Source organism: Nocardioides sp. LHD-245, assembly GCF_030929495.1.
In the GTDB taxonomy this organism is placed as follows: Bacteria; Actinomycetota; Actinomycetes; order Propionibacteriales; family Nocardioidaceae; genus Nocardioides.
Genome location: NZ_JAVFWN010000001.1, coordinates 218,230 through 237,755, shown reverse-complemented (window position 1 = coordinate 237,755; position 19,526 = coordinate 218,230). Strand labels below are relative to the sequence as shown.

At 72.3% G+C, this 19,526-nt stretch carries 12 protein-coding genes; 7 read left to right on the top strand and 5 right to left on the bottom strand.

Features of this window, described 5'->3' with window-relative positions; genetic code table 11:
- Window positions 1-55: 55 nt before the first annotated feature.
- Window positions 56-1,132, bottom strand: coding sequence for a sugar phosphate nucleotidyltransferase (locus tag RB608_RS01115; protein WP_308085933.1), 1,077 nt, complete (start codon window positions 1,130-1,132; stop codon window positions 56-58).
- A 51-nt stretch (window positions 1,133-1,183) separates the two neighbouring features.
- Between RB608_RS01115 and RB608_RS01110 the strand changes: the two genes are divergently transcribed.
- The gene (locus tag RB608_RS01110) at window positions 1,184-1,912 is read left to right on the top strand and encodes a TIGR03089 family protein (RefSeq protein WP_308085932.1); all 729 of its coding nucleotides are present in this window, start codon (window positions 1,184-1,186) and stop codon (window positions 1,910-1,912) included.
- A gap of 28 nt (window positions 1,913-1,940) precedes the next feature.
- Here the strand turns inward: RB608_RS01110 and RB608_RS01105 are convergent, their stop codons facing one another.
- From RB608_RS01105 to RB608_RS01090, 4 genes are all read right to left on the bottom strand, one after another.
- Window positions 1,941-4,040: an N-acetylmuramoyl-L-alanine amidase gene (locus RB608_RS01105; RefSeq protein WP_308085931.1), complete on the bottom strand. Its 2,100-nt coding sequence runs from the start codon at window positions 4,038-4,040 to the stop codon at window positions 1,941-1,943.
- 222 nt (window positions 4,041-4,262) lie between these two features.
- Window positions 4,263-10,043, bottom strand: coding sequence for a carboxypeptidase regulatory-like domain-containing protein (locus RB608_RS01100; protein WP_308085930.1), 5,781 nt, complete (start codon window positions 10,041-10,043; stop codon window positions 4,263-4,265).
- Entirely contained in the window at window positions 10,040-12,634 is a 2,595-nt protein-coding gene (locus tag RB608_RS01095; RefSeq protein WP_308085929.1) for a carboxypeptidase regulatory-like domain-containing protein, read from the bottom strand. The genes RB608_RS01100 and RB608_RS01095 overlap by 4 nt, the downstream gene beginning before the upstream one ends.
- Window position 12,635: 1 nt before the next feature.
- Window positions 12,636-15,050 carry a carboxypeptidase-like regulatory domain-containing protein gene (locus RB608_RS01090; RefSeq protein ID WP_308085928.1) on the bottom strand — a complete coding sequence of 805 codons (2,415 nt, stop codon included), beginning with the start codon at window positions 15,048-15,050 and terminating at the stop codon, window positions 12,636-12,638.
- 249 nt (window positions 15,051-15,299) lie between these two features.
- Here RB608_RS01090 and RB608_RS01085 point away from each other — a divergent pair, with 249 nt between their 5' ends.
- From RB608_RS01085 to RB608_RS01060, 6 genes are all read left to right on the top strand, one after another.
- Window positions 15,300-15,854, top strand: coding sequence for a DUF4255 domain-containing protein (locus RB608_RS01085; protein WP_308085927.1), 555 nt, complete (start codon window positions 15,300-15,302; stop codon window positions 15,852-15,854).
- Window positions 15,851-16,306, top strand: a complete 456-nt coding sequence (locus RB608_RS01080; protein ID WP_308085926.1) for a septum formation family protein — start codon at window positions 15,851-15,853, stop codon at window positions 16,304-16,306. Before RB608_RS01085 ends, RB608_RS01080 begins: the two co-directional genes overlap by 4 nt.
- 39 nt (window positions 16,307-16,345) lie before the next feature.
- Window positions 16,346-16,735, top strand: a complete 390-nt coding sequence (locus RB608_RS01075) for a DUF4280 domain-containing protein (protein ID WP_308085925.1) — start codon at window positions 16,346-16,348, stop codon at window positions 16,733-16,735.
- Window positions 16,736-16,908: 173 nt separating this feature from the next.
- Window positions 16,909-18,480 carry a phage tail sheath subtilisin-like domain-containing protein gene (locus RB608_RS01070; RefSeq protein ID WP_308085924.1) on the top strand — a complete coding sequence of 524 codons (1,572 nt, stop codon included), beginning with the start codon at window positions 16,909-16,911 and terminating at the stop codon, window positions 18,478-18,480.
- Between the two features lie 62 nt (window positions 18,481-18,542).
- Window positions 18,543-19,025, top strand: coding sequence for a phage tail protein (locus RB608_RS01065; RefSeq protein WP_308085923.1), 483 nt, complete (start codon window positions 18,543-18,545; stop codon window positions 19,023-19,025).
- Window positions 19,022-19,525 carry a hypothetical protein gene (locus RB608_RS01060; RefSeq protein WP_308085922.1) on the top strand — a complete coding sequence of 168 codons (504 nt, stop codon included), beginning with the start codon at window positions 19,022-19,024 and terminating at the stop codon, window positions 19,523-19,525. Before RB608_RS01065 ends, RB608_RS01060 begins: the two co-directional genes overlap by 4 nt.
- Window position 19,526: the final 1 nt, after the last annotated feature.

Genomic DNA, 19,526 nt, shown 5'->3' with positions numbered 1-19,526 from the left:
GCGCGACTGCGTGCGCGGCAGCGCGGCGCGAGGAACGAGCGACGCGCTCGCGCCATCAAACAAGGTCGTTGCGGCCCTGGTCCTTGAGCGCGGCGACGACGTTCTTGACCTCCTGCGCCCGGGCACGGGTGGTCACGAGCAGCGCGTCGGGGGTGTCGACGACGACGATGTCGTCGAGCCCGATGACGGCGACCGTGCGCCCGGACCCGGGGACCACGATGCCGCTGGCGCCGATCAGCTGGGTCAGCCCGGCGTCGCCGAGGACGCTGCAGACGTCGTCGTCGCCGAGCAGGGTGGCGAGGGAGTCGAAGTCGCCGATGTCGTCCCAGCCGAAGCCGCCCGGGATGGTGACGACCCGGCCCGCCGCGGCGGCCGGCTCGGCGACGGCGTGGTCGATCGCGATCCGCGGCAGGGTCTCCCACAGCTCGGGGAGCCGGTGCGGCTCGGCCGCGATCGCACGGAGCGTGGCGGCGAAGCCGGGATCCTGCTCGGCGAGCAGATCGAGCAGCACCGACGGCCGGACGACGAACATGCCGGCGTTCCAGCGGTACTGGCCGGTCGCGAGGTACTCCTCGGCCACCGACACCGACGGCTTCTCCACGAACTCGGCGACCTTGCGCGCCGCGGGATGCCCGGGCAGCTGCTCGCCCTGGCGGATGTAGCCGAAGGCCGAGGACGCGAAGGTCGGCTCGATGCCGATGGTGACCAGCCAGCCGTCCCGCGCCGCCGCCACGGCGCCGGCGACCGCCGCCGCGAATCCGTCGGGGTCGGTGATGACGTGGTCGGCGGCGAAGGAGCCCATCACCTCGGCGCCCCGCCGCTCGAGCAGGGCCGCGGCGAGGCCGATCGCGGCCATCGAGTCGCGGGCCGAGGGCTCGGCCACCACGGCGTCCTCGGGCAGGTTCGCGAGCTGGTCGCGGACCGCCGTACGGTGCGCCTCGCCGGTCACCACCAGCACGCGGTCCCCCACCAGTGGTGCGAGCCGGCTCCGGGTCTGCTCCAGCAACGACTCCCCGCTGCCCGTGAGGTCGTGCAGGAACTTCGGCGAGCGGGAGCGGGACAGCGGCCAGAGCCGCGTCCCGGCGCCGCCGGCGGGGACCACGGCCCAGAAGCCGGGGATCTCGTCAACCATGCGCCGCACCCTACGGCCTCGCCCGGGCCGCCCCCACCCTAGGCTCGGGGCGTGACGAGCCCGAGCACCTTCCCCGCCGTCCTGTCGGCCCGCCTGCGCACCGACCCCGGCCAGCCGCTGGTGACCTTCTACGACCACGCGACCGGCGAGCGGGTCGAGCTGTCGGTCACGACCTGGGCCAACTGGGTCGCGAAGGCGAGCTCGCTGCTGGTCGACGAGCTCGGTCTCGAGCGCGGCGACCGCATCGCCGTCGACCTGCCACCGCACTGGCTCGGCACCGTGTTCCTCGGCGCGGCCTGGAACTGTGGGTTGATCGTCGCCGCGACGGACGACCCCGATCTCGCCGCCGCCGTCTGCGGCCCCGACAGCCTCGACACCTGGGCGGTCCGGGCCGGCGACCTGGCGGTGCTGGCCTCCGCGCTGTTGCCGCTCGGCGTACGGTTCGCGGATCCGATCCCGGACGGCGTCACCGATGTCGGCGTCGACATCTGGTCCCAGCCGGACGCCTTCCAGGCCTGGGATCCGCCGCAGCCCGACGATCTCGCGATCGAGGTGGCCGGCCGCTCCCTGACCCAGGCCGAGCTGTGGAGCGAGGCGGCCGCCACCGGTCTGGTCGGGAACGGCCGCCTGCTCGCGGTCGCCGACCCCGTCACGGAGCCGGCGATCCTCTGCGAACCGCTCCTGTCGGGCGGCTCACTCGTCCTGGTCGCCCGGGCCGAGCCGGAGCGACTCGAGGCGACGTACGTCGCCGAGCACGCAACGGCCCGCTTCCCCGCCTGAACGACCAGGACGGATCAGTGACGCGGAGCTAGCCCGCGAGGTCAAACTTCTTCCGCTTCTTGAGCAGGATCGGCGTACCGAGCTTCTTGGCCTTCGCCTTCGGCACCAGGTACACGGCCCGGGTCGCCTTGTTCCGCAGCACGAGCACGTTGGTCCCGCCGGTCACCATCGGGCCGAGCCCGATCACCCAGTCGTAGCCACTCGCGCTGGACTTCATCGCCTTGCCCGGCGCCCAGGCGCCCGGGAGGATCCGGCTGTAGAGCGTGAGCGCCGACCCGGCGCGCACCAGGGCGTCGGGCGCGCCGTCCTTGTTCCACCGGCCGATCGGGATCAGCTTCTTGCCGGCGACCTGGCCCGTCGCGGGCACGCTCGCCTGGAAGCCGGTCAGCTGCTGGCCCGGGTAGACCCGCATCACATCACCCTTGGGCTGGCCGATCAGGTCCGGCAGCCCGTCGCCGGTGACGTCGCCCACCGCCGCGAGCATCTTCACGCCGCGGAAGCTGCCGGGCAGGACCTGCGGGGGCTGGAAGGTGCCTCCGCCGATGCCACGGAACAGCACCGGGGCCTTGTCGCTCTTACGGATCGCCATGATGTCGTTGAGCCCGTCACCGTCCCAGTCACCGACCCGGAGCAGCTGCTTGGCCCAGGGCGCCTCGATGTTCGTCTTCACCGTCGCGGCGATGCGCCAGGTCCCGTCGATCTTGTCGATGTCGTGGAGGACCAGCCGACCGCTCTTCTCGTTGCGTACGACGATGTCGGGGTTGGGCGAGCCGATATAGCTGCCGTTCAGCTGACCGAGCAGCGCGCCCTGCTGCGCCTGGCTCGCGATCGCCCGGATCGCCGGGATCTGCGCGTACAGGTACTTGCCCGGGCAGGCGGTCTTGCCGGCGTCCTTGTGGCCGCTGATCGCGGCGAAGTACTTCGACCCGACCTTCTGGCTCGGCGAGGCGGGGTCCACCCCACTGAGCGAGAGCTTCCAGGCGAAGAGAGCGCCGTAGGCGTTGATCAGCTCCGGCGTCGGCTGCGCGGTCTCGAAGTTGCCGATGGCCGACATCGCGAAGGAGTAGTCGTTGTAGCCGAGGGTGTGCGCGCCGATGACCGCCTTGTCGACGCCGCCGGCACGGCCCTCCCAGATCCGACCGAACCGGTCGACCAGGAAGTTGTAGCCGATGTCGGCCCAGCCACGGGTCTTGACGTGGTACTTCCAGATGCCGCGGAGGATCGCCGGCACGTCCTCCGGCCTGTAGTCGTTGGCATTGACCGTGTGGTGGACGAAGCCGGCGCTGATGGTGCCGTACTTGGGCTTGTAGCTCGGATCCTCCGGAGCGCCCCACTGCGCCCGCGAGTAGATCTGGGGCTGCGGCGGACCGGTCGTGGCGGCCCGCATCGCGATCGCGCCCTCGTCTCCCTGCGTCACCTCCGCTGTGCTGCGGGTCGTGGCCCCGGAGTCGGTCGTCTGGATCGCCGGCTGCTCCTCGGCCGTGGCGGCCGGCGTACCGGGGTCGATGACGGCGATCTTCAGGTCCTCCGGGGCGGCGGTGGTCGTCTCGACCTGCACCTGCACCTCGTCGACGTCGCCCACCAGGACCGGCTCCGTGCCGGGGCGCGAGCGCTGTCCCTCGGCGCTGGTCGCGTCCGGGCCGTGCTCGTCGTGGTAGTCCGCCGCGGTCCAGTCGGTCCACGCGTCGCCGGTGCGGGTGCGCACGTTGACGGTGATCGCGTCCTCGGCGAGCTCGGTGCCGTGCGCCCAGGTCACGCCGACCGTGCCGTAGCCGGCGACCGGCAGGGCCTCGCTGGTGACCTCGTCGCCGCCCTCGGCGAGCGGCTTCACGCTGCCGCGCAGCGCGACCCGGCCGCTCACTGCCTTCGGGGACGCGGTGAGCGGGTACTCCGTCACCGTGGGGTCGACGACGTCGGTCGGAACCGTCACCGGCGTGGTGGCCGCCTGCAGGGCGACCGTGCCGGGGACGGCGGCGTCCGGCCCGGCGGGGCGGACCTCCATCGTGACGGTGCGGGCCGCGGGGGTGAGGACGGCGACGACGACGGCCAGCGCCAACGCCTGCTGGCACACCGTCACGAACCGGCTGCGCCGGGTGCGGTCGGGGATCTCCGTGGGGTACGGCGACATGGCTCTGCTCCAGACGTGTGTGCGGGGAAGGAGTCACACGAGTAGCAACTTTCACATGCGTCACACGCGCCTGGGAAGAGATCGTGAGTAACTACAAACGTGTAATTTCCACTCGACACGCCGATGGCATGCAAATTTGTCGATCGGCCGCAGGCAGGGGTATCCGAGCCGTCGCGTTCGAACGCGACGGGTCGGTGGGCCTGGGCGTTCAGACGCGCCGGGTCAGGGGGTCGTGGGCGGCGCGGGCAGGTTGAGCGTCACGCTCTGCGTCGCCGCGGCCACGGACACGTCCTGCTCGGTCACCGTGCGCCCGTCGCTCGTGGTGGCGGTGACGTGCCAGGCACCTGCCGGGAGCTCGAGGTCGACCGACCCCGTGGTCGCCACGCCGGTCGCGTAGGCCGCCGGCACACTGGCGGTCTGCCCCGTCCCGGGCGCGACCGTGACCGTGCCCGGCACCGCGGTCGACGTCCCGTCCAGACGGGTGCGGACCGTGAGGGCTCCGGTGTCCTCCACGAGGGTCAGGTTGACCGACTTCGCGGCGTCGCCGGCGGTGACCGTCACGCTCTGGGTGACGGACGGCCAGAACGCCGACGGCTGCGCGGAGGCGGTGATCGTGTGGCTGCCCGGCGGCAGGTAGACCACCAGTCCCCCGGTGCTGCCGACCACGACCTGGTCGTCGGGGAGGGTGAGCCCGGAGATCGCGATCGTCGCCGAGGCAGGCGCGCTGTGGCCGGCGACCGGAGTGCCCGCCACCTTGACGGTCACCGGCGTCTCCACCACCGTCACCGCGGCGGTGAGCTCAGCGCCGTTGTTGCGGACCACCACGTGCCCCTGGCAGTCGTTGGCCAGGGAGTCCTTGCCAGGCAGGCTCACCTGCCCGAAGTGGCCGCTCGGCAGGGTCACCTCGATGTTCCAGCAGCCGTAGGGCACCTGGGCGAAGGACGCGGAGGTCCCGCTGAGCGTCTGGGGCCCCAGCGGGGACACGCCCGTCTCGGTCGACCGCAGCAGCACGCTCGCGCCGGTGAGGGCGGTGCCGCTCGGGGATGTCACGACGTCGACCCGCGCCGCCCGCAGGATCCGGACCATCGTCACCTGGAGCGTCGGGAGTGCGCCGACGGTGTGGTCGAAGGAGTAGGGGCCGCCGACCGAGTCCTCGTACTTCCGCTTCTGGAAGCGGACCTGGTAGCTGCCGTTGGGCACGGTCCGGAACAGGAAGGTGCCATTGGCGGCGCTGGTGGTCTCCAGCGGCTGGCCGTCGGTGCCGCTCGCGACCGCGGACGCGCAGGTGCCACCGGTGCAGGCGTGCAGGGTCACGGCGACACCGGACAGGCCGCTCTGGGCGTCCACCGACGTCACCGTGCCGCTCAGGCTGTTGGCGGCGCGACTCACGGCCATGGCGAAGGTCTGGCCGCTGAGGCCGGTCTTGATCTCGACCTGGGCCGTCGACACGACGACCCCACTGCCGGAGACCTGGAGTGTGTAGTTGCCGGGGATCGCGTCGGCGAACAGGTACCGGCCGGCGGTGCCGGTCACCGCGGCCGCGGTGGCGACGGTGGTCGTCCCCCGCAGCAGCTGGACGCTGGCTCCGGTCAGCGGTGTCTGGTTCTGGTCCTTCACGTCGACCGTGAAGTCGACCGGGATGACGTGCAGCCGCACCGTGGCCGTCACGTCGATCCCGTCGACGACCCGCACCACGGTGCCGGCGAGCGCCGTGGCCGGGGCGCTGCCCGGCTTGACGGTCCGCCAGCCGGTCTGCTGCGCCGTCAGCAGCCAGACGCCGTCGGCGATGCCCTCGACCTGGTTCGTTCCCGAGAGGCTGAACCGGCCGTCGGGGCCGGTGGTCGCCGGGAAGCGGACCGACCCGAGCGCCGTGCAGTAGTCCGCCTGCTCCGGCGGTCCCGCCGGCAGCCACGCGGTGCAGCGGGTCGCGGTGATCCCCGCACCGGCCAGGTTGCGTACGTCGACGTCCGGATCCGTCACCGGGGCAGCGGCGAGGACGCCCTGGACCGTGCCGTCGATGCGGGCCATCGGGTCGAGCGTCGCGTCGCAGCTGGTCTGCGCGCCGGGGACGACCGTGATCTGGGAGGAGACCGTCGGATCCGTGCCGACCGTGCAGCTCAGGGTCCCCGAGCCGAAGGCGTAGCCCGCCGCCTGCACCCGCACGGTGTAGTCGGTGGGCCCGGGCCGCAGGCCGGTGAACGTCACTGCGTTCCCGTCGGTCGGCGACGCCTGGGTGCTCACCGGCTGGGTGCCGCGCAGTAGCGTGACGATCACGTTGTCGACCGGCGCCGGGTTCCCGGCGCCGTCGAGCCCGAGCGCCTCGACCCGCAGGCTGCCGAGCTGCCTCAGGACCGGGCCGTCGGGGGCGCACGGCGCCGCCACCTGGCAGGTGAAGGTGACCGGGTCGCTGACGTACTCGCCCTTGGCCGCGGTCAGCGTGTAGGTGCCGGGGCGGATGGAGCCGGGGGCGTACCGGGAGTCCGCCCACTGCAGGTCGCCGTCGCTGTCGGCGGTGACGGTCACGGTGCCGACCGGCGTCGTCGTCGAGGTCACCGCGAAGGTCACGTCCGGGTACGACGGCGCCGTCCCCTCGGTCGTGATGCGGGAGCTGAAGCCGACCGGCGACGGGGCCAGGTTCAGCGTCATCACCGACTGCAGCTTCTTGTCGCTGAGCACCAGCTCGTCGTACCCGGGCTTGGTGACCCGGATCCGCTGCGCGTAGTCCGAGGCGAAGTCGACCACGGTCTGCGCGGACCCGCCGTAAGTCGCGTCGCAGGCGCCCTGCGCGACGATCGCGGTCGCCGAGTCACGGAAGGCGACGCACCCGTCGCCGGTGTCGCTGGTCGCGGTCGCGGTGATGTGCTCGGGTGTGCTGCCGTCGTAGCTGCCGGGCGCCGTCACCTCGACCAGCGCGCCACCGACCTGCTGGTTGCCGTCCGAGACGACCTGTGCGGTGAACAGCCCGGGGCTGCGCCCCAGGGTGAGGTAGACGACCGCGACCTGGTTGTCGAGGACGTAGACGTCGCCGGTGTCGGTCCGCCGTCCCGTCGCGGAGGCGGTGAGCCGGTAGCCACCGGGCGACAGCGACGTGAAGTGGACCCGCCCGTCGGCGCCGTACGTCCCGCCGGTCGCGGTGCCGGTGCCGCCGCCGGTCAGGATCGGCGCGATGGTGACGTCGGCGCCGCCGAAGGGCTGGATCGCACCGGTGCTGTCGAGGGCCTGCGGGATCACCTGGATCTCGGCCAACCGGATGAACTCGAGGTTCTGGATGGTGGTCGACCCGGGCGCGAGGTTGACCCGTACGCCGGTCAGGGGTGCGTAGGTGCCATCGGTCATCCGCGCGGTCATCACCCACGGCCCGGCGCGCGGCACCTCGAGCTCGTAGGGATCGAGGTCCTCGACCCATTCGCAGACAGTGACGGCCTCGTCGAGGATGCCCCGGGGCTCGCCGGGGGCCAGGCAGCTGCCGTCGGCGATCGCGGCCGCGCAGCTCGCGGTCGGCTGTGGATCGCCATCGGGGCTGGCCCAGATGCAGGTGCGGTTGTCGTCCGCGGGCACGCCGCTGGCCACCCGCAGCGTCCCGGAGATGACGGGCAGCTTGGTCAGCTCGGCCGTCGGGGCGATCGCCGTGGTGCCCAGCGGCAGCTGGACCCGGACGATCGCGCTCTCGTACCCGGGCGCGGAGACCAGCACCGAGTAGAGACCCGGCTCGAGTCCCGGGCCGCCCGAGGCGGGGAGGATGTACTCCTCGTCGCCCGCGAAGGGCACGGTGATCTCGTCGCCGTTCTGGTCGGTCGTGGTGGCGTGACACGGGTCGGCCGCCGTGCAGTCGAGGGGGTCGCCGCTGTAGAGGTCGACGGCCGAGCCGCGGATGGTGGACGTCGCCGGCAGCACGCCGCTGCCGAGGCGCTCGATCTCGGGGTTGACCGTGACCGCCTGGCCGGCACCCACCTGCACCGTCAGGATGTCGGTCTCGAACTCGAAGTACTCGGTGCTCAGCTGGTAGGTGCCGGGCTCGACGCCGTTGAAGCGGAAGGCGCCGGCCTGCTGGCCGGGGGCCGCGTTGTCGGCCGTCGTGGTCGTCTTGTAGGTGTTCTCCGTGTTGCTCAGGGTCATCCCGGCGCCCACGACCCGGTCGCCGCCGGGATTCTCGCTGACGACACCGGCCACCACTCCGCTGCTCGCGACCAGCTCCGCGTCGAGCTTGGCGCGGGACTGGCCGCGCTTGAGGTCGACCCGGCTGGTCTGGTCCTGGTAGCCGTCGGCGGAGAAGGTGACGATGTAGGAGCCCGGCGCGGGCAGGTCGGGCAGCTGGTAGCGGCCGGCCAGCTCCTTCGTGGTGACCGTGGTGGCGATCCGCTGCTCGCCCTTCTTGTCGGTCGCGGTCACGGTCACGCCGCCGATCCCGCCGAAGTCGCCGCCCGGTTCGAGGCCCTCGACCGTGCCGGTGAGGGCGGCCACGCCGGGGACCAGGCGTACGTCGGCCGTGGCGTTGCCGCCCGCGTCCAGCTCCACGAGGCGGGACTCGGTGCCCAGCCCGAAGCTGGTGATCTGGACGAGGTAGCTGCCCGGGGTGTGCAGGCCGGAGACCGACCAGCCGCCGACCTTCTTGCGGGAGGCGCTGCTCGTGGTCAGCGTGCTGGTGCCGTCGCTGATGGTGACCGTCGCGGCACCGACCGGACCGTCCGGACCGCGGACCGTGCCGGACAGGCTGCCGTCGCCGGGCTGGAGGTCGACCTCCATCGGCTTGGTGGGGTCGGCGGTGGCCGCGTCGACGACGAAGCTCTGCGGGTCGTAGCCCGGCTTGCTGAAGGTGACGAGGTAGTAGCCGGGCGCGGTCACGTCCGGGAACGACCAGGTGCCGTCGGCCGTGGTCGTGGCGGTCCGGGTGCGGGGCACCTCGCCCGGCACCCGGAGGAGCACGGCCGACCGCGGGGTCTTGCCGTAGGAGGCCTGACGCACGACGTCGGAGGACGCGCCGACGGCATCCTCGTCGACCAGCGAGGTGGGCGCGAGGGTGACCGTCACCCCCGACGGGTCCTCGGCGCTGACGGTGCCGTTGAGCTGCAGGCCCTTCGGCGTGGCGGGCGACTCCGCCCGGACGACCTTGACCCGGCCCTTGCCGCCCGGGCCGGCGCCCGCGTCCGCGCCGTCCTGGCCGGAGCCACCGTCCGCCTCACCGTCGCCCGCGGGGCCGGCGACCACCGTGTCCTCGGGGTCGGACCCGAAGCGGTCGGCGAGCGGCGGGATGAAGACCACCGCCGCGGTGATCCAGACGCCGACGACCGCCAGCAGGGCGGCGGCGCGCAGCCAGCCGGTGCCGAGGATGGCGCGCTGCTGCGCGATGCCCCGGGCCCGGCGGACCACCTCGGTGGTGGTGGCCGTGACAGTCCACGAGTGCTGGCTCGTGCCACCGAACGGTCGCGGGCGAGTCACGACGAGGCGGCCCGGGACCTGGATCTCGGCGCCCGCGGCGACCGTCACGCTGTGCCGCTTGAGCCGGACCTCCAGGCCGGGGGTGGCGGTGCCCTGCAGCTCGGTCGTGGTGTCGACGGCACTGCCGTTGCGCAGCACGACGCTCAGTCGCTGCCGGCGGATCAGGGACGACCGCTCGGGGGTGACCTCGAGCTGGAACTGCGCACGGGGATTGACGACCAGCGTCGCCTCGCCGATCGCCGTCGGCTCGGGAGCGGGGCGGTTCGTCCCGGGGATCAGCCCCTGCACGGTGACGGCGACCGGGTAGCGGGCCGGCAGGGTTCCGGCCGCCGGCGTGAGCCGGACCTCGAGCTCCTCGGAGGCCCCGGGGGCCACCACGCCGCTGCGGATCGGCCCGGGCAGCCAGGCCGGGTCCACACCCACCGTCATCAGCGTGTAGGTGCGTGGCTCGGCCGAGGTGTTGGTCACGACCGCCGTGATCACCGCCGGCGTGCCCGCCGCGGTCCGGACCAGCTCCGGAACCCGGATCCCCGGCGGCAGCACGGGCTCGACAGGCGGCATGCTCATGGCGTCACACTCACGTTCCTGGTGGCCTGCTGGCTGGCGGCGACGGTCACATTGCCCGAGCCGATCGGCGCCGCGCCCTGGGTCCGGCGGACCTGGACGACGTACACCTCGGGGGCGTCGACGTCCGCGAACACGTAACTGCCGTCGGCCGCGGTGCGGGTGGTCCGGTAGACGACGCCGGGATAGCTGCCGGCGCGGTACAGCTCGACGAGATAGCCGCCGCCGACCGATGCGCCGGAGTCGGCGACCGCGACCGCGCCCCGCACCGACGCGGCCTTGGCGAGCTCGGGACTGTAGTCGCGGGTGTCGCCCGCGGCGAGCTGGAGGATCGTCGAGGTGGGGCGGACTCCGGCGCGGCTGACGCTGACGGTGTAGGTGCCGGGCGGCAGGCCCTCGACCCGGTAGCGGCCGCGCTGGTCGGCGGGGACGGACGCCGTCGTGACCCGGTACGTCGAGGAGCCGGAGCTCAGCTCGACCGTCACCTCGCCGACCGGCCGCACGACGTCGTCGTTGCCCGGCTGGGTGACCCGGCCCTCGAGCACGGTCGTGGACGACTTCATCACCGTCTCGATGCCGTTGGAGGTGACGGTGGCACCGATGGAGGACGGCGTGATGGTGCCGACCTGGTCGAGCGTGACCGACACGGTCTGCGCGGCCAGGTCGGAGCGCGAGAAGGTCACGGTGTAGGTGCCGGGCAGGTCCAGCCCGGAGACCTTCCAGTTGCCAATCTTCCCCGAGCTCTGGGTCGCGGTCTCCACGCTGCGTACGCCGTCGGTGACGCTCACCGTGACGCCGGCGGCCGGGCCTCCGCCGCTGAGCAGGGCACGCCCGCTCAGACTGCCGGACGACGCACCGAGGCTGAGCGCGACGCCGGTCAGCTCCTGGCCGTCCGCGAGGGTGAGGCTCAGGGTCTGCGACGCGTAGCCCTCCTTGCTCGCGACCAGTGTGTAGACGCCGGGGGTCGGGAGGCGTCGCAGCGTGAAGCTGCCGACGTCGCCGCTGCTCAGCGAGACCGTCGACGAGGACGACTCCCCCGAGGTCGCCGTGATCGTCACCCCGTCGATCCGCTTCCCGTTCGAGGTGACGCTGCCGCTGATGATCCCGTTGCCGCGGATCAGGTTGATCTCCACGCCCTCGCGCGCCTCGCCGGCCGCGACGTCGACACGTTGGGTCGAGGTGGCGTACCCCTTCTTGGTCACGACCAGGTCGTAGACGCTCGGCGAGGGCACGTTCGCGAAGGTGAAGGTGCCGTCCGCGGCGACCGGGACGGTGTCGACGCTCGCCCCACCGGTGCCGGGTGGGGCCCCCGTGGCGACTCCCGTGGCGGCTCCCGTGGTGGGGACACCGGCTGCCCCGGGCGTGACGCCGAGCGTCGTGTCGGGGGTGCGCAGCGAGACGGTGGCATCGGCGACGTCCTCGCCCAGCACCGTCCCGCTGATGGTGGCCGGGGTGCCGCCGAGCGCGACGTCGAGACCGGCGATGCGATGGTCGGCCTCCACGGTGATCGTCTCGGCGTTCTCGACGCCCAGCGACTGGGGGTACCACAACGGCTCGAACCCGGCGCCGCGGAAGACCAGCTTGTAGTCGCCGGCGGCCAGGCCGTCGATCCGATAGCCGCCCTCGACATCGGTCGCGTCGGACGCCAGCGGCGTCACGAGGTCCTCGGCGCTGTAGACGTTGACCGCGACGCCGGACACCGGGAGCCCGGTCGTCAGCAGGCGCACCGTCCCGGCCACACCGGAGTTGCCGCTCGACGTACCGGAGCCGTCCGCGGCGGCGATCTCGAGGGCGAGATTGCGGTCGGCGGCCGACTGGCCGACCAGTCGGGAGAGGGCGATCGTCAGCACGAGCGCGAAGACGGTCAGCGCGGCCAGCAGCCCGAGCAGCCCGATCGGGCCGCGGGAGAGCACCGCCGTCTGGACCATCGAGGCGGTGGTCGCGGGCCGCTGCTCCGGGTCGGGCGGCTTCGGGGCGTCCTGGTTGCGCCCGGTGGTCGCGGGCGGGCTGCCCTCGACGAGGTGGACGTCGAGGACACGGACGACCGGCTGCCCGATCAGCGGGCGACGGCCGCGCGCACGCACGTCGACGACCGCGTGCTCACCCGGAGCCAGGTCGATGACCGGTGGGTCGAACCGGTAGCGCATCGCGTTCTCGGCGTCGAGCCCGGCCAGCCAGCCGCGTGCGGGGGTGTTGCCGTTGTTGTCGATCAGGAGGCTGAAGCGTCCGGTGCGCCCGGCGGTCAGCGTGACGGGGTCGATCCGGACCTGGGTGCTCGGCGCCTCCGGGACGAGCAGCACGAACTCCTCGACCGTGCTGCGCTCGGGCGGGGTCAGCTCCCGCACCTGGACGGCCATCCGGCGTTCGCCGGCGGCCAGCCCCGCCGGCACGGTCACCGTCGCGACCAACGTGCGCGTCTCGTCCGGGAAGAGCGAGATCCGGTCCTCGTCGAGCTCGACCCACGACGGGTCGGCGCCCAGCAACCGGAGGGAGTAGCCGCCGATGACGGTTCCGGGGTTGGTGATCGTGATCGCGATCGACTGCGGGATCCCGGCCGAGACCTCGACCCGCGACGGGCTGACGGAGACCCTCATGTCAGCTCGACTCCTCGAGCGCGAGGTCCAGCACGGCGTCCTTGCCGGCCCGGATCCGGACCAGGCCGGTCTGCTGGGTCCAGCCCGGCATGGTGGCCGTGACGCTGTACCAGCCCGGCTTCAGTCCCGCGAACAGGAAGCCGCCGTTCGGCAGCGCTCCGCCGCGACCGCTGGACGTGGTCTTGAAGGTCTCGGTGCCACTGCTCACCGTCACCGTGACGCCGTCGAGCAGGCCGCCGCCCGGCCGGGTAACCTTCCCTCTCAGGTCGCCGAGCTGGGTGGTGAGCTGGAGGTCGACGGTCGCTGCCGGGCCGTCCGCCGCGAGACTGAACGGCCGGGTCTCCGGCGCGTAGCCCGGGGCGGTGACGGTGAGCGTGTAGTCGCCGGGCGCGGGGAGGTCGCTGAACGCGAAGCCGCCCACCTTGCCCGTCGTCAGCGTGGTCGTGGACGGCGACTTCCCGTCCGTCGTCACCGCTCCGCCGACGACGACGGTCACGCCGCCGATCCCGCCGGAGGCGCCGCGGACCACCCCGCTGACGCTGCCGGTGCCGGCCGTCAGCTTCTGGTCGAAGCCGGTGCGGCTCTGTCCCGGGTCGAGCGCGACCGTCTCCGTGCGGCTGCCGTGGCCCTCCGCGGTGAAGGTGAGGACATAGGTGCCCGGCGTCGGCAGGTTCTGCAGGGCGTAGGTGCCGACGCTGCCCACCGTCGGCGTCATCACCGAGACGGCCTCGCCGTCGACGGTCGTCGTGACGGTCACCCCGCCGAGCGGCCCGGCGCCGCCCCGGACGACGCCGGAGATCTGGCCGCCTCCGGCGCTCAGCAGCACGGTCGGCTGGATCCGGTTCTCGCCACCGGCGAGCTTCTGGGTCACCGTCGTCGGGCGATAGCCCTCCGCCACGAAGCTGAGCTCGTAGGCACCCGGCGCCTGCAGTCCGGTCAGCACGTAGCCGCCAGCGGCGTCGGTGGTCGTGGTCGCCGCCGGCGGCGCGTCGGCGGCGCTGCTGAGCAGGCGGGCCGACACCGTGGTGGCCACCGGCACCAGTGAGTCGCCGGGGTCGACCGTCCCCGAGATCGAGCCGTTCTGGCCGCCGATGACCACGTCGATGCCGTCGACCGTGCCCTGCGCCTCGGCCAGGATCTCCTTGGCCCCGCCCCGTCCCGCGCCCGGTGCGGACTGGCCGCCACCGCCCACCTCGCCGCCGGCAGCGGGGCTGCCGTACCAGACGGTGTCGTAGCCCTTGGCGGAGAACTTGAGCCGGTACGACGTGGGGAACAGCCCGGCCAGCGTGTAGCTGCCGTCGCTCTGGGTCGCGCCCGAGCTGACCTTGACCATCCGGCCGTCCCGGCCGGACCGGTAGGCCTCCACCAGGATCCGGCCGACGGCGCTGTTGTCGCTGCGCGCGGTGACGGTGCCGCCGATCTGGCCGCCGACGCCCGGTGGCAGGAGGCCGTTCTTCGGCAGGGCCTCCGCCGGACCGCCCGCGCCGCCGGCCCCGCCGGCCCCGCCGGCCCCGTCCGCTCCTCCCGCGGACGCGGCGAAGAAGGAGGCGGGCGCGGTCTTGGTCAGCGGGTCGCCCGCGAAGACGTTGACCAGCCCGAAGAGGAAGATGGCCGCCCACAGCGCCACCACCGACGCGAGGATCAGGAAGGTGAGCAGCCCCCGGCTGATCAGCGGTCGCTGGCGCAGCTGCACCGTCGTGCTGTGAGCGAGGGCCGGGTCGCCCTCGACCGCGGCCTCGGCGGCCGGTGCGGGCGTGCCCTCCGTGCCGGTGTCCGCCCCGGTGCCGGGTCCGGCCGGGGTCCCGGGGCCGGCCGGGGTCCCGGGTCCGGCCGGGGTGCCGACGATCTCGATGCCGGCGGACCGGTCGATCTCCGCGCCCGTGATCATCCGTGGCCCGCGGACCACCGCCATCACGGAGGTGGTCGTGCCCGCCTCCAGGCGCAGCGACCCGGGCGAGAGGCGCAGCGTGGTGCCGGCGTCCCCGGGGGTGCTGGAGAGCACGACGTCCAGGGGCACGTTCCCGTGGTTGGTCAAGGCGATCACGAAACGACCGGACCGGCGGGCCCGGACCAGCCGCGGCTCACGGACCACGCCGAGCATCGGCCGCGCGGCGACGTCGAGGTCGACGTCGGCGTGCTGGACGGCGCCGGTGGTGTGCGAGACCACCTCGACGGTCAGGGGATGGCGGCCCGCCGGCTGCGCCTCCGGGAGGCGCACGGTCAGCTCGAACTCGCCCTCGGCCTCCGGAAACAGCGGCAGCATCGCCGGCTCGGCATGCACCTCCGCACCGTCCGCGCCGATCAGCCGGGCCGAGAGTCCATCGATGATGGTGCCGGTGTTGACGACCTTCACCAGGATCCGCGAGAGGGATCCTGGGTCCGCGGCGAGCTCGCGCTGCGGGGTCGACAGCTGCATCGGCTTCCACCTGATTTCAGGCACGCCTGAGGGCCGGCGAGAGACTCTGCCGGTGAGCGTGCATTGGGGGCGCCTCGCATCCTAGAAACGATGGCGCGGTCCTGCAGCAGAATCGGAAAACGTCCCGGATCTGCCGGACCGCCTGCGGATCGTCACGGTGCGGCACTACATTGACGATCATGCCGGCCCGGGTCGGCGCCAGAGGTCGGACGACCTCGCCACCGGTCGAAGCAGAGGCCTCCCCCCATCGTGTTCATCAGCAACGTCGACGTCGCGCTCGAGCAGCTCGTGCGCGACCGGCTCTCCCTCACCGAGGACGTCGGTGAGGTCTCCTTCGCCACCCCGGACCGGGAGTGGGCGGCGAAGCAGACCCGGATCACCGTCAACCTCTTCCTCTACGACGTGCAGCGCAGCGCCGACCCGTCGCGATCGGCGACCCGCCCCGACGACACCGAGGCGCGGCGCTTCCGCCGTCCCCAGCCGATGATCCAGCTCAGCTACCTGATCAGCACCTGGGCCGGCGGCCCCCGCGACGAGCACCAGCTGCTGGGCGACCTGGTCAGCGTGCTGGCCGGGACCGAGATCCTCCCCGCCGCCATCACCCCGCCCGGGCTGTCCTCGACGGTCCGGCTCGCCCTCGGCGACGACCGGCACGCGGCGCGCGAGATCTGGCAGGCACTGGGCGGCACGCTGCGGCCCTCGGTCCAGGTCCGCGCGACGGTCGCGGCCGACACGTTCTCGTGGGAGGACCAGGCACCCGCCGTCGAGCGGATCGCGGCGATGGCGGATCGGATCCGGCGATGAGGCCCGGGCTGCTACCCGCCGTGCTCGTGGCCGCCGCCCTCCTGCTCGCTGGCTGCGGGTGGTTCGGCGACGACGACACCGACGGCACCTCGGTGTTCGACGTGGAGCCGGGGATGTGCTTCCGCTCGCTGGAGCAGGTCAAGGCCCAGGTCGGCGATCTCGACCAGGTCTCCTGCACCGACGCCCACACGCTCGAGGCCTATGCCGTGGTGCCCTACGACAAGGAGGGCAGCACCTTCCCGGGAGAGGACGACCTGACCGCCTTCGCCGACGGCCACTGCGCCCAGGAGTTCCGCGAGTACGTCGGGGTGGACTACCTCGACTCCGACCTGTTCTTCACCTACCTGCTGCCGTCCCCCCGCAGCTGGGAGGACGACGACCGCGACGTCCTCTGCGTGATCACCACCGCCGGGGAGCCGCTCACCGCGTCCGTCGAGGGCAGCGAGCGCTGAGCCCCCACCGCCCCGCCTGACCACCGATCGGAGCCCGCCATGCCCATCCCCGTCGTGAACGGCGCGCAGCTGATGTGCAGCTTCGGGATCTCCCCCGCTCCCCTGACGGTGCCGCCGACGAAGCGGACGTTGATCGGCAAGCAGCCGGTCGCCGTCATCACCGACATGCTGCCGCTCGTCAACATCGGCTCCTTCGGCATGTGCAACTCACTGGCGAACCCGCAGGTGGCCGCGGCCACGTCGGCGGCCCTGGGGGTGTTGACCCCGATGCCGTGTGTCCCCGCGCCCGCCGGGCCGTGGGTCGGCGCCGGGCCGTCGCCCCTGGTGGGCTCCTTGCCCGTGGTGCAGAACAACTGCACCCTGACCTGCGCGTGGGGCGGCGTGATCCAGGTGATCGCTCCCGGCCAGTTCACCACGCAGACCGGCTGAGCGACCTCCGCCGAGCCCCGCTGTCCGAGATCACCTGGATCCAGGCGTATCCCGGGAGGAGTTTCGTCGTTTTGCACTTTTCGTGCCTTCGCATGGAGCACGATTGATCCGGTCGGCTCTTTCGGCCCCCCAGCACCCCCCAGCACCCCCGTCCCGAGAGCGAGTCCGTTGCCATGCCCACCTACACCGCCCCCGGCGTGTACGTCGAAGAAGTCGTCTCCTCGCAGAAGGTGCTCTCCTCGGCACCGACCGCCGTCGCCGCGTTCGTCGGGTTCACCGAGCGGGCACCGCTCGACGACCCGAACGACCCCCAGGGCCTGGCCCCGCGCCTGGTCACCAGCTGGAACCAGTTCGAGACGCTGTACGGCGGGTTCGCCCCGGGCTGCATGCTGCCGCTCTCGGTGTACGGCTACTTCGCCAACGGCGGCAGCATCGCCTACATCTGCCGGGTTCCGAACTCCGAGCCGGCCGGCGAGCCCTCCCGCATCGAGCTGCCCGCCAGCGACCGGGCGCTCGGCCTGCCCGTCGCCGTCGAGAGCCTGGAGCCGGACGCGGACATCACCGTCCAGATCAGCACCGACGACTCCGGGGCCGAGGACGACGCGGCCGCCACGTTCACGATGACGATCCTCGAGGGCGGCGAGCCCGTCGAGTCCTTCCCCGGTCTGGACCTCTCCGGCGGCGCGGGGGGCGTCGCGACCGCGGTCAACGGGACCTCGACCAAGGTCAAGGTCGACCTGCTGGTCGAGAAGGACGTCGACCTCTCCGGCCAGCTCGAGCTGATCCGTCCCGGCGTCTACGACCTGGTCAAGGCCGCACCGGTGCCGGTGCCCGTCAGCGGCCGCAAGTTCGCCGGCTCGGAGTCGGCGCGAGCCGGCATCAACGGCCTGGCCGTCGCCGAGGACGTCACCATGGTGCTGGTGCCCGACCTGGTCACCGCGGCCACGCAGGAGGACGGCACGATCGACCTCTCGCTGTGGAAGTCCGTGCAGACCGCGCTGATCTCCCACTGTGAGCAGCACGGCAACCGGATGGCGGTGCTGGACGCGCCTCCGGGCATGAGCCCCCAGCAGATCAAGGAGTGGCGCAGCGACGTCGCCATGTACGACTCGGCCTACGCCGCGCTGTACTACCCCTGGATCAAGGTCGACAACCCGATCGGCGTCAACGGCGACCGGGAGATGCTGATCCCGCCGTCCGGGCACATCGCCGGCGTGTGGGCACGCACCGACGAGACCCGCGGCGTGTGGAAGGCCCCGGCCAACGACACCATGCGCGGTGTGCTCGACATCGAGCGCAATGTCACCCAGAACGAGCAGTCGCTGCTCAACCCGATCGGCGTCAACTGCATCCGCCCGTTCGGCACCCGCGGCATCCGGATCTGGGGAGCCCGCACCCTGGCCTCCGACACCGACTGGCAGTACATCAACGTCCGCCGGCTGTTCAACATGGTCGAGACCGCGATCCTGACCGGCACCCAGTGGGCCGTGTTCGAGCCCAACGACATCACCTTGTGGGAGGGCGTCAAGCGCACCCTCAACTCCTACCTGCGCGGCCTGTGGTCGGCCGGTGCGCTGTTCGGCGCCAACGCCGACGAGGCGTTCTACGTCAAGTGCGACGCCGAGACCAACCCGCCGGAGTCGATCGACGCCGGCCTGCTGGTGGTCGAGGTCGGCATCGCCCCGGTGAAGCCCGCGGAGTTCGTGGTGTTCCGGATCAGCCAGAAGAAGCAGTCGGCGTCCTGAGCACGGCCGTCTCCACCTCACCCATCAGCTAACCCGCCAGCGCAGAGAACCAAGGAGCTGACATGCCCAACGATGCACTCATCAACAACGACCCGATCGTCTCCCAGAACTTCTTCCTGGAGATCGACGGCTCCGTCGTATCCATCCTGTCCAGCGTCTCGGGCCTCGACGTCGAGGTGGACGTCGTGTCCATCCAGCAGGCCGGTGCGAACGGGAAGACCCAGACGATCAAGACCCTGGGCTCCAGCAACAAGGCGCCCGACATCAGCCTCGTCCGGATGGCCCCGCCGGACTCGACCCAGGACAAGATGTGGGGTTGGTTCAACGACATCCGGGACAAGGGCATCCTGCTCAGCGACCGGAGCAACCAGCGCAAGAACGGCTCGATCGTGATGTACGACTCGACCAGTGCCGAGATCGCCCGGTTCAACTTCACCAACGGGTGGCCGAGCAAGATCGCGACCGACCAGCTCAGCGTCGAGTCCAACGATCCGGTCAAGGAGACCATCACGCTGACCGTCGAGAGCCTGTCGCGCGTCAAGTGAGCGCACTGCGGACGACCTACGAGTTCACGCTCCCTCGGGGGTACGTGGACGACGACGGGCAGGTGCACCGGACCGGCACGATGCGGCTGGCGACGGCGCGCGACGAGCTCGAGCCGCTGCGTGACCCCCGGGTCACCGGCCCGGACGACCCGCGCCTGACCGTCCTGGTGCTCGCCCGGGTGATCAGCAAGCTCGGCAGCCTGCCCCAGGTGACGATGCACGAGATCGAGGGCCTGTTCGCGGTGGACCTGGCCTACCTGCAGGACTTCTACGGCGTGATCAACTTCGGCAACCAGGCCGAGTTCGACGCGCTCGTGCAGGCTCAGCTGGGCACCCAGCTGGTAGTCGACCAACCGTCTCCGGAGCGGGCACCCGCTCCGGAGACGACACCCGCCCCGGCCGTCGTCGAGCAGTCCGGCGCGGTCACGGGAGAGGTCGTCGCCGAGTCCCGTCCCACCCTGCGGCACGCCGTCGAGGAGCTTCCCCGGAAGAACGGTTGAG

Coding starts and splice junctions, on each gene's coding strand:
- RB608_RS01115 (WP_308085933.1), bottom strand. CDS start 1,132: ATGGTTGACGAGATCCCCGGCTTCTGGGCCGTGGTCCCCGCCGGCGGC.
- RB608_RS01105 (WP_308085931.1), bottom strand. CDS start 4,040: ATGTCGCCGTACCCCACGGAGATCCCCGACCGCACCCGGCGCAGCCGG.
- RB608_RS01100 (WP_308085930.1), bottom strand. CDS start 10,043: ATGAGCATGCCGCCTGTCGAGCCCGTGCTGCCGCCGGGGATCCGGGTT.
- RB608_RS01095 (WP_308085929.1), bottom strand. CDS start 12,634: ATGAGGGTCTCCGTCAGCCCGTCGCGGGTCGAGGTCTCGGCCGGGATC.
- RB608_RS01090 (WP_308085928.1), bottom strand. CDS start 15,050: ATGCAGCTGTCGACCCCGCAGCGCGAGCTCGCCGCGGACCCAGGATCC.
- RB608_RS01080 (WP_308085926.1), top strand. CDS start 15,851: ATGAGGCCCGGGCTGCTACCCGCCGTGCTCGTGGCCGCCGCCCTCCTG.
- RB608_RS01075 (WP_308085925.1), top strand. CDS start 16,346: ATGCCCATCCCCGTCGTGAACGGCGCGCAGCTGATGTGCAGCTTCGGG.
- RB608_RS01070 (WP_308085924.1), top strand. CDS start 16,909: ATGCCCACCTACACCGCCCCCGGCGTGTACGTCGAAGAAGTCGTCTCC.
- RB608_RS01065 (WP_308085923.1), top strand. CDS start 18,543: ATGCCCAACGATGCACTCATCAACAACGACCCGATCGTCTCCCAGAAC.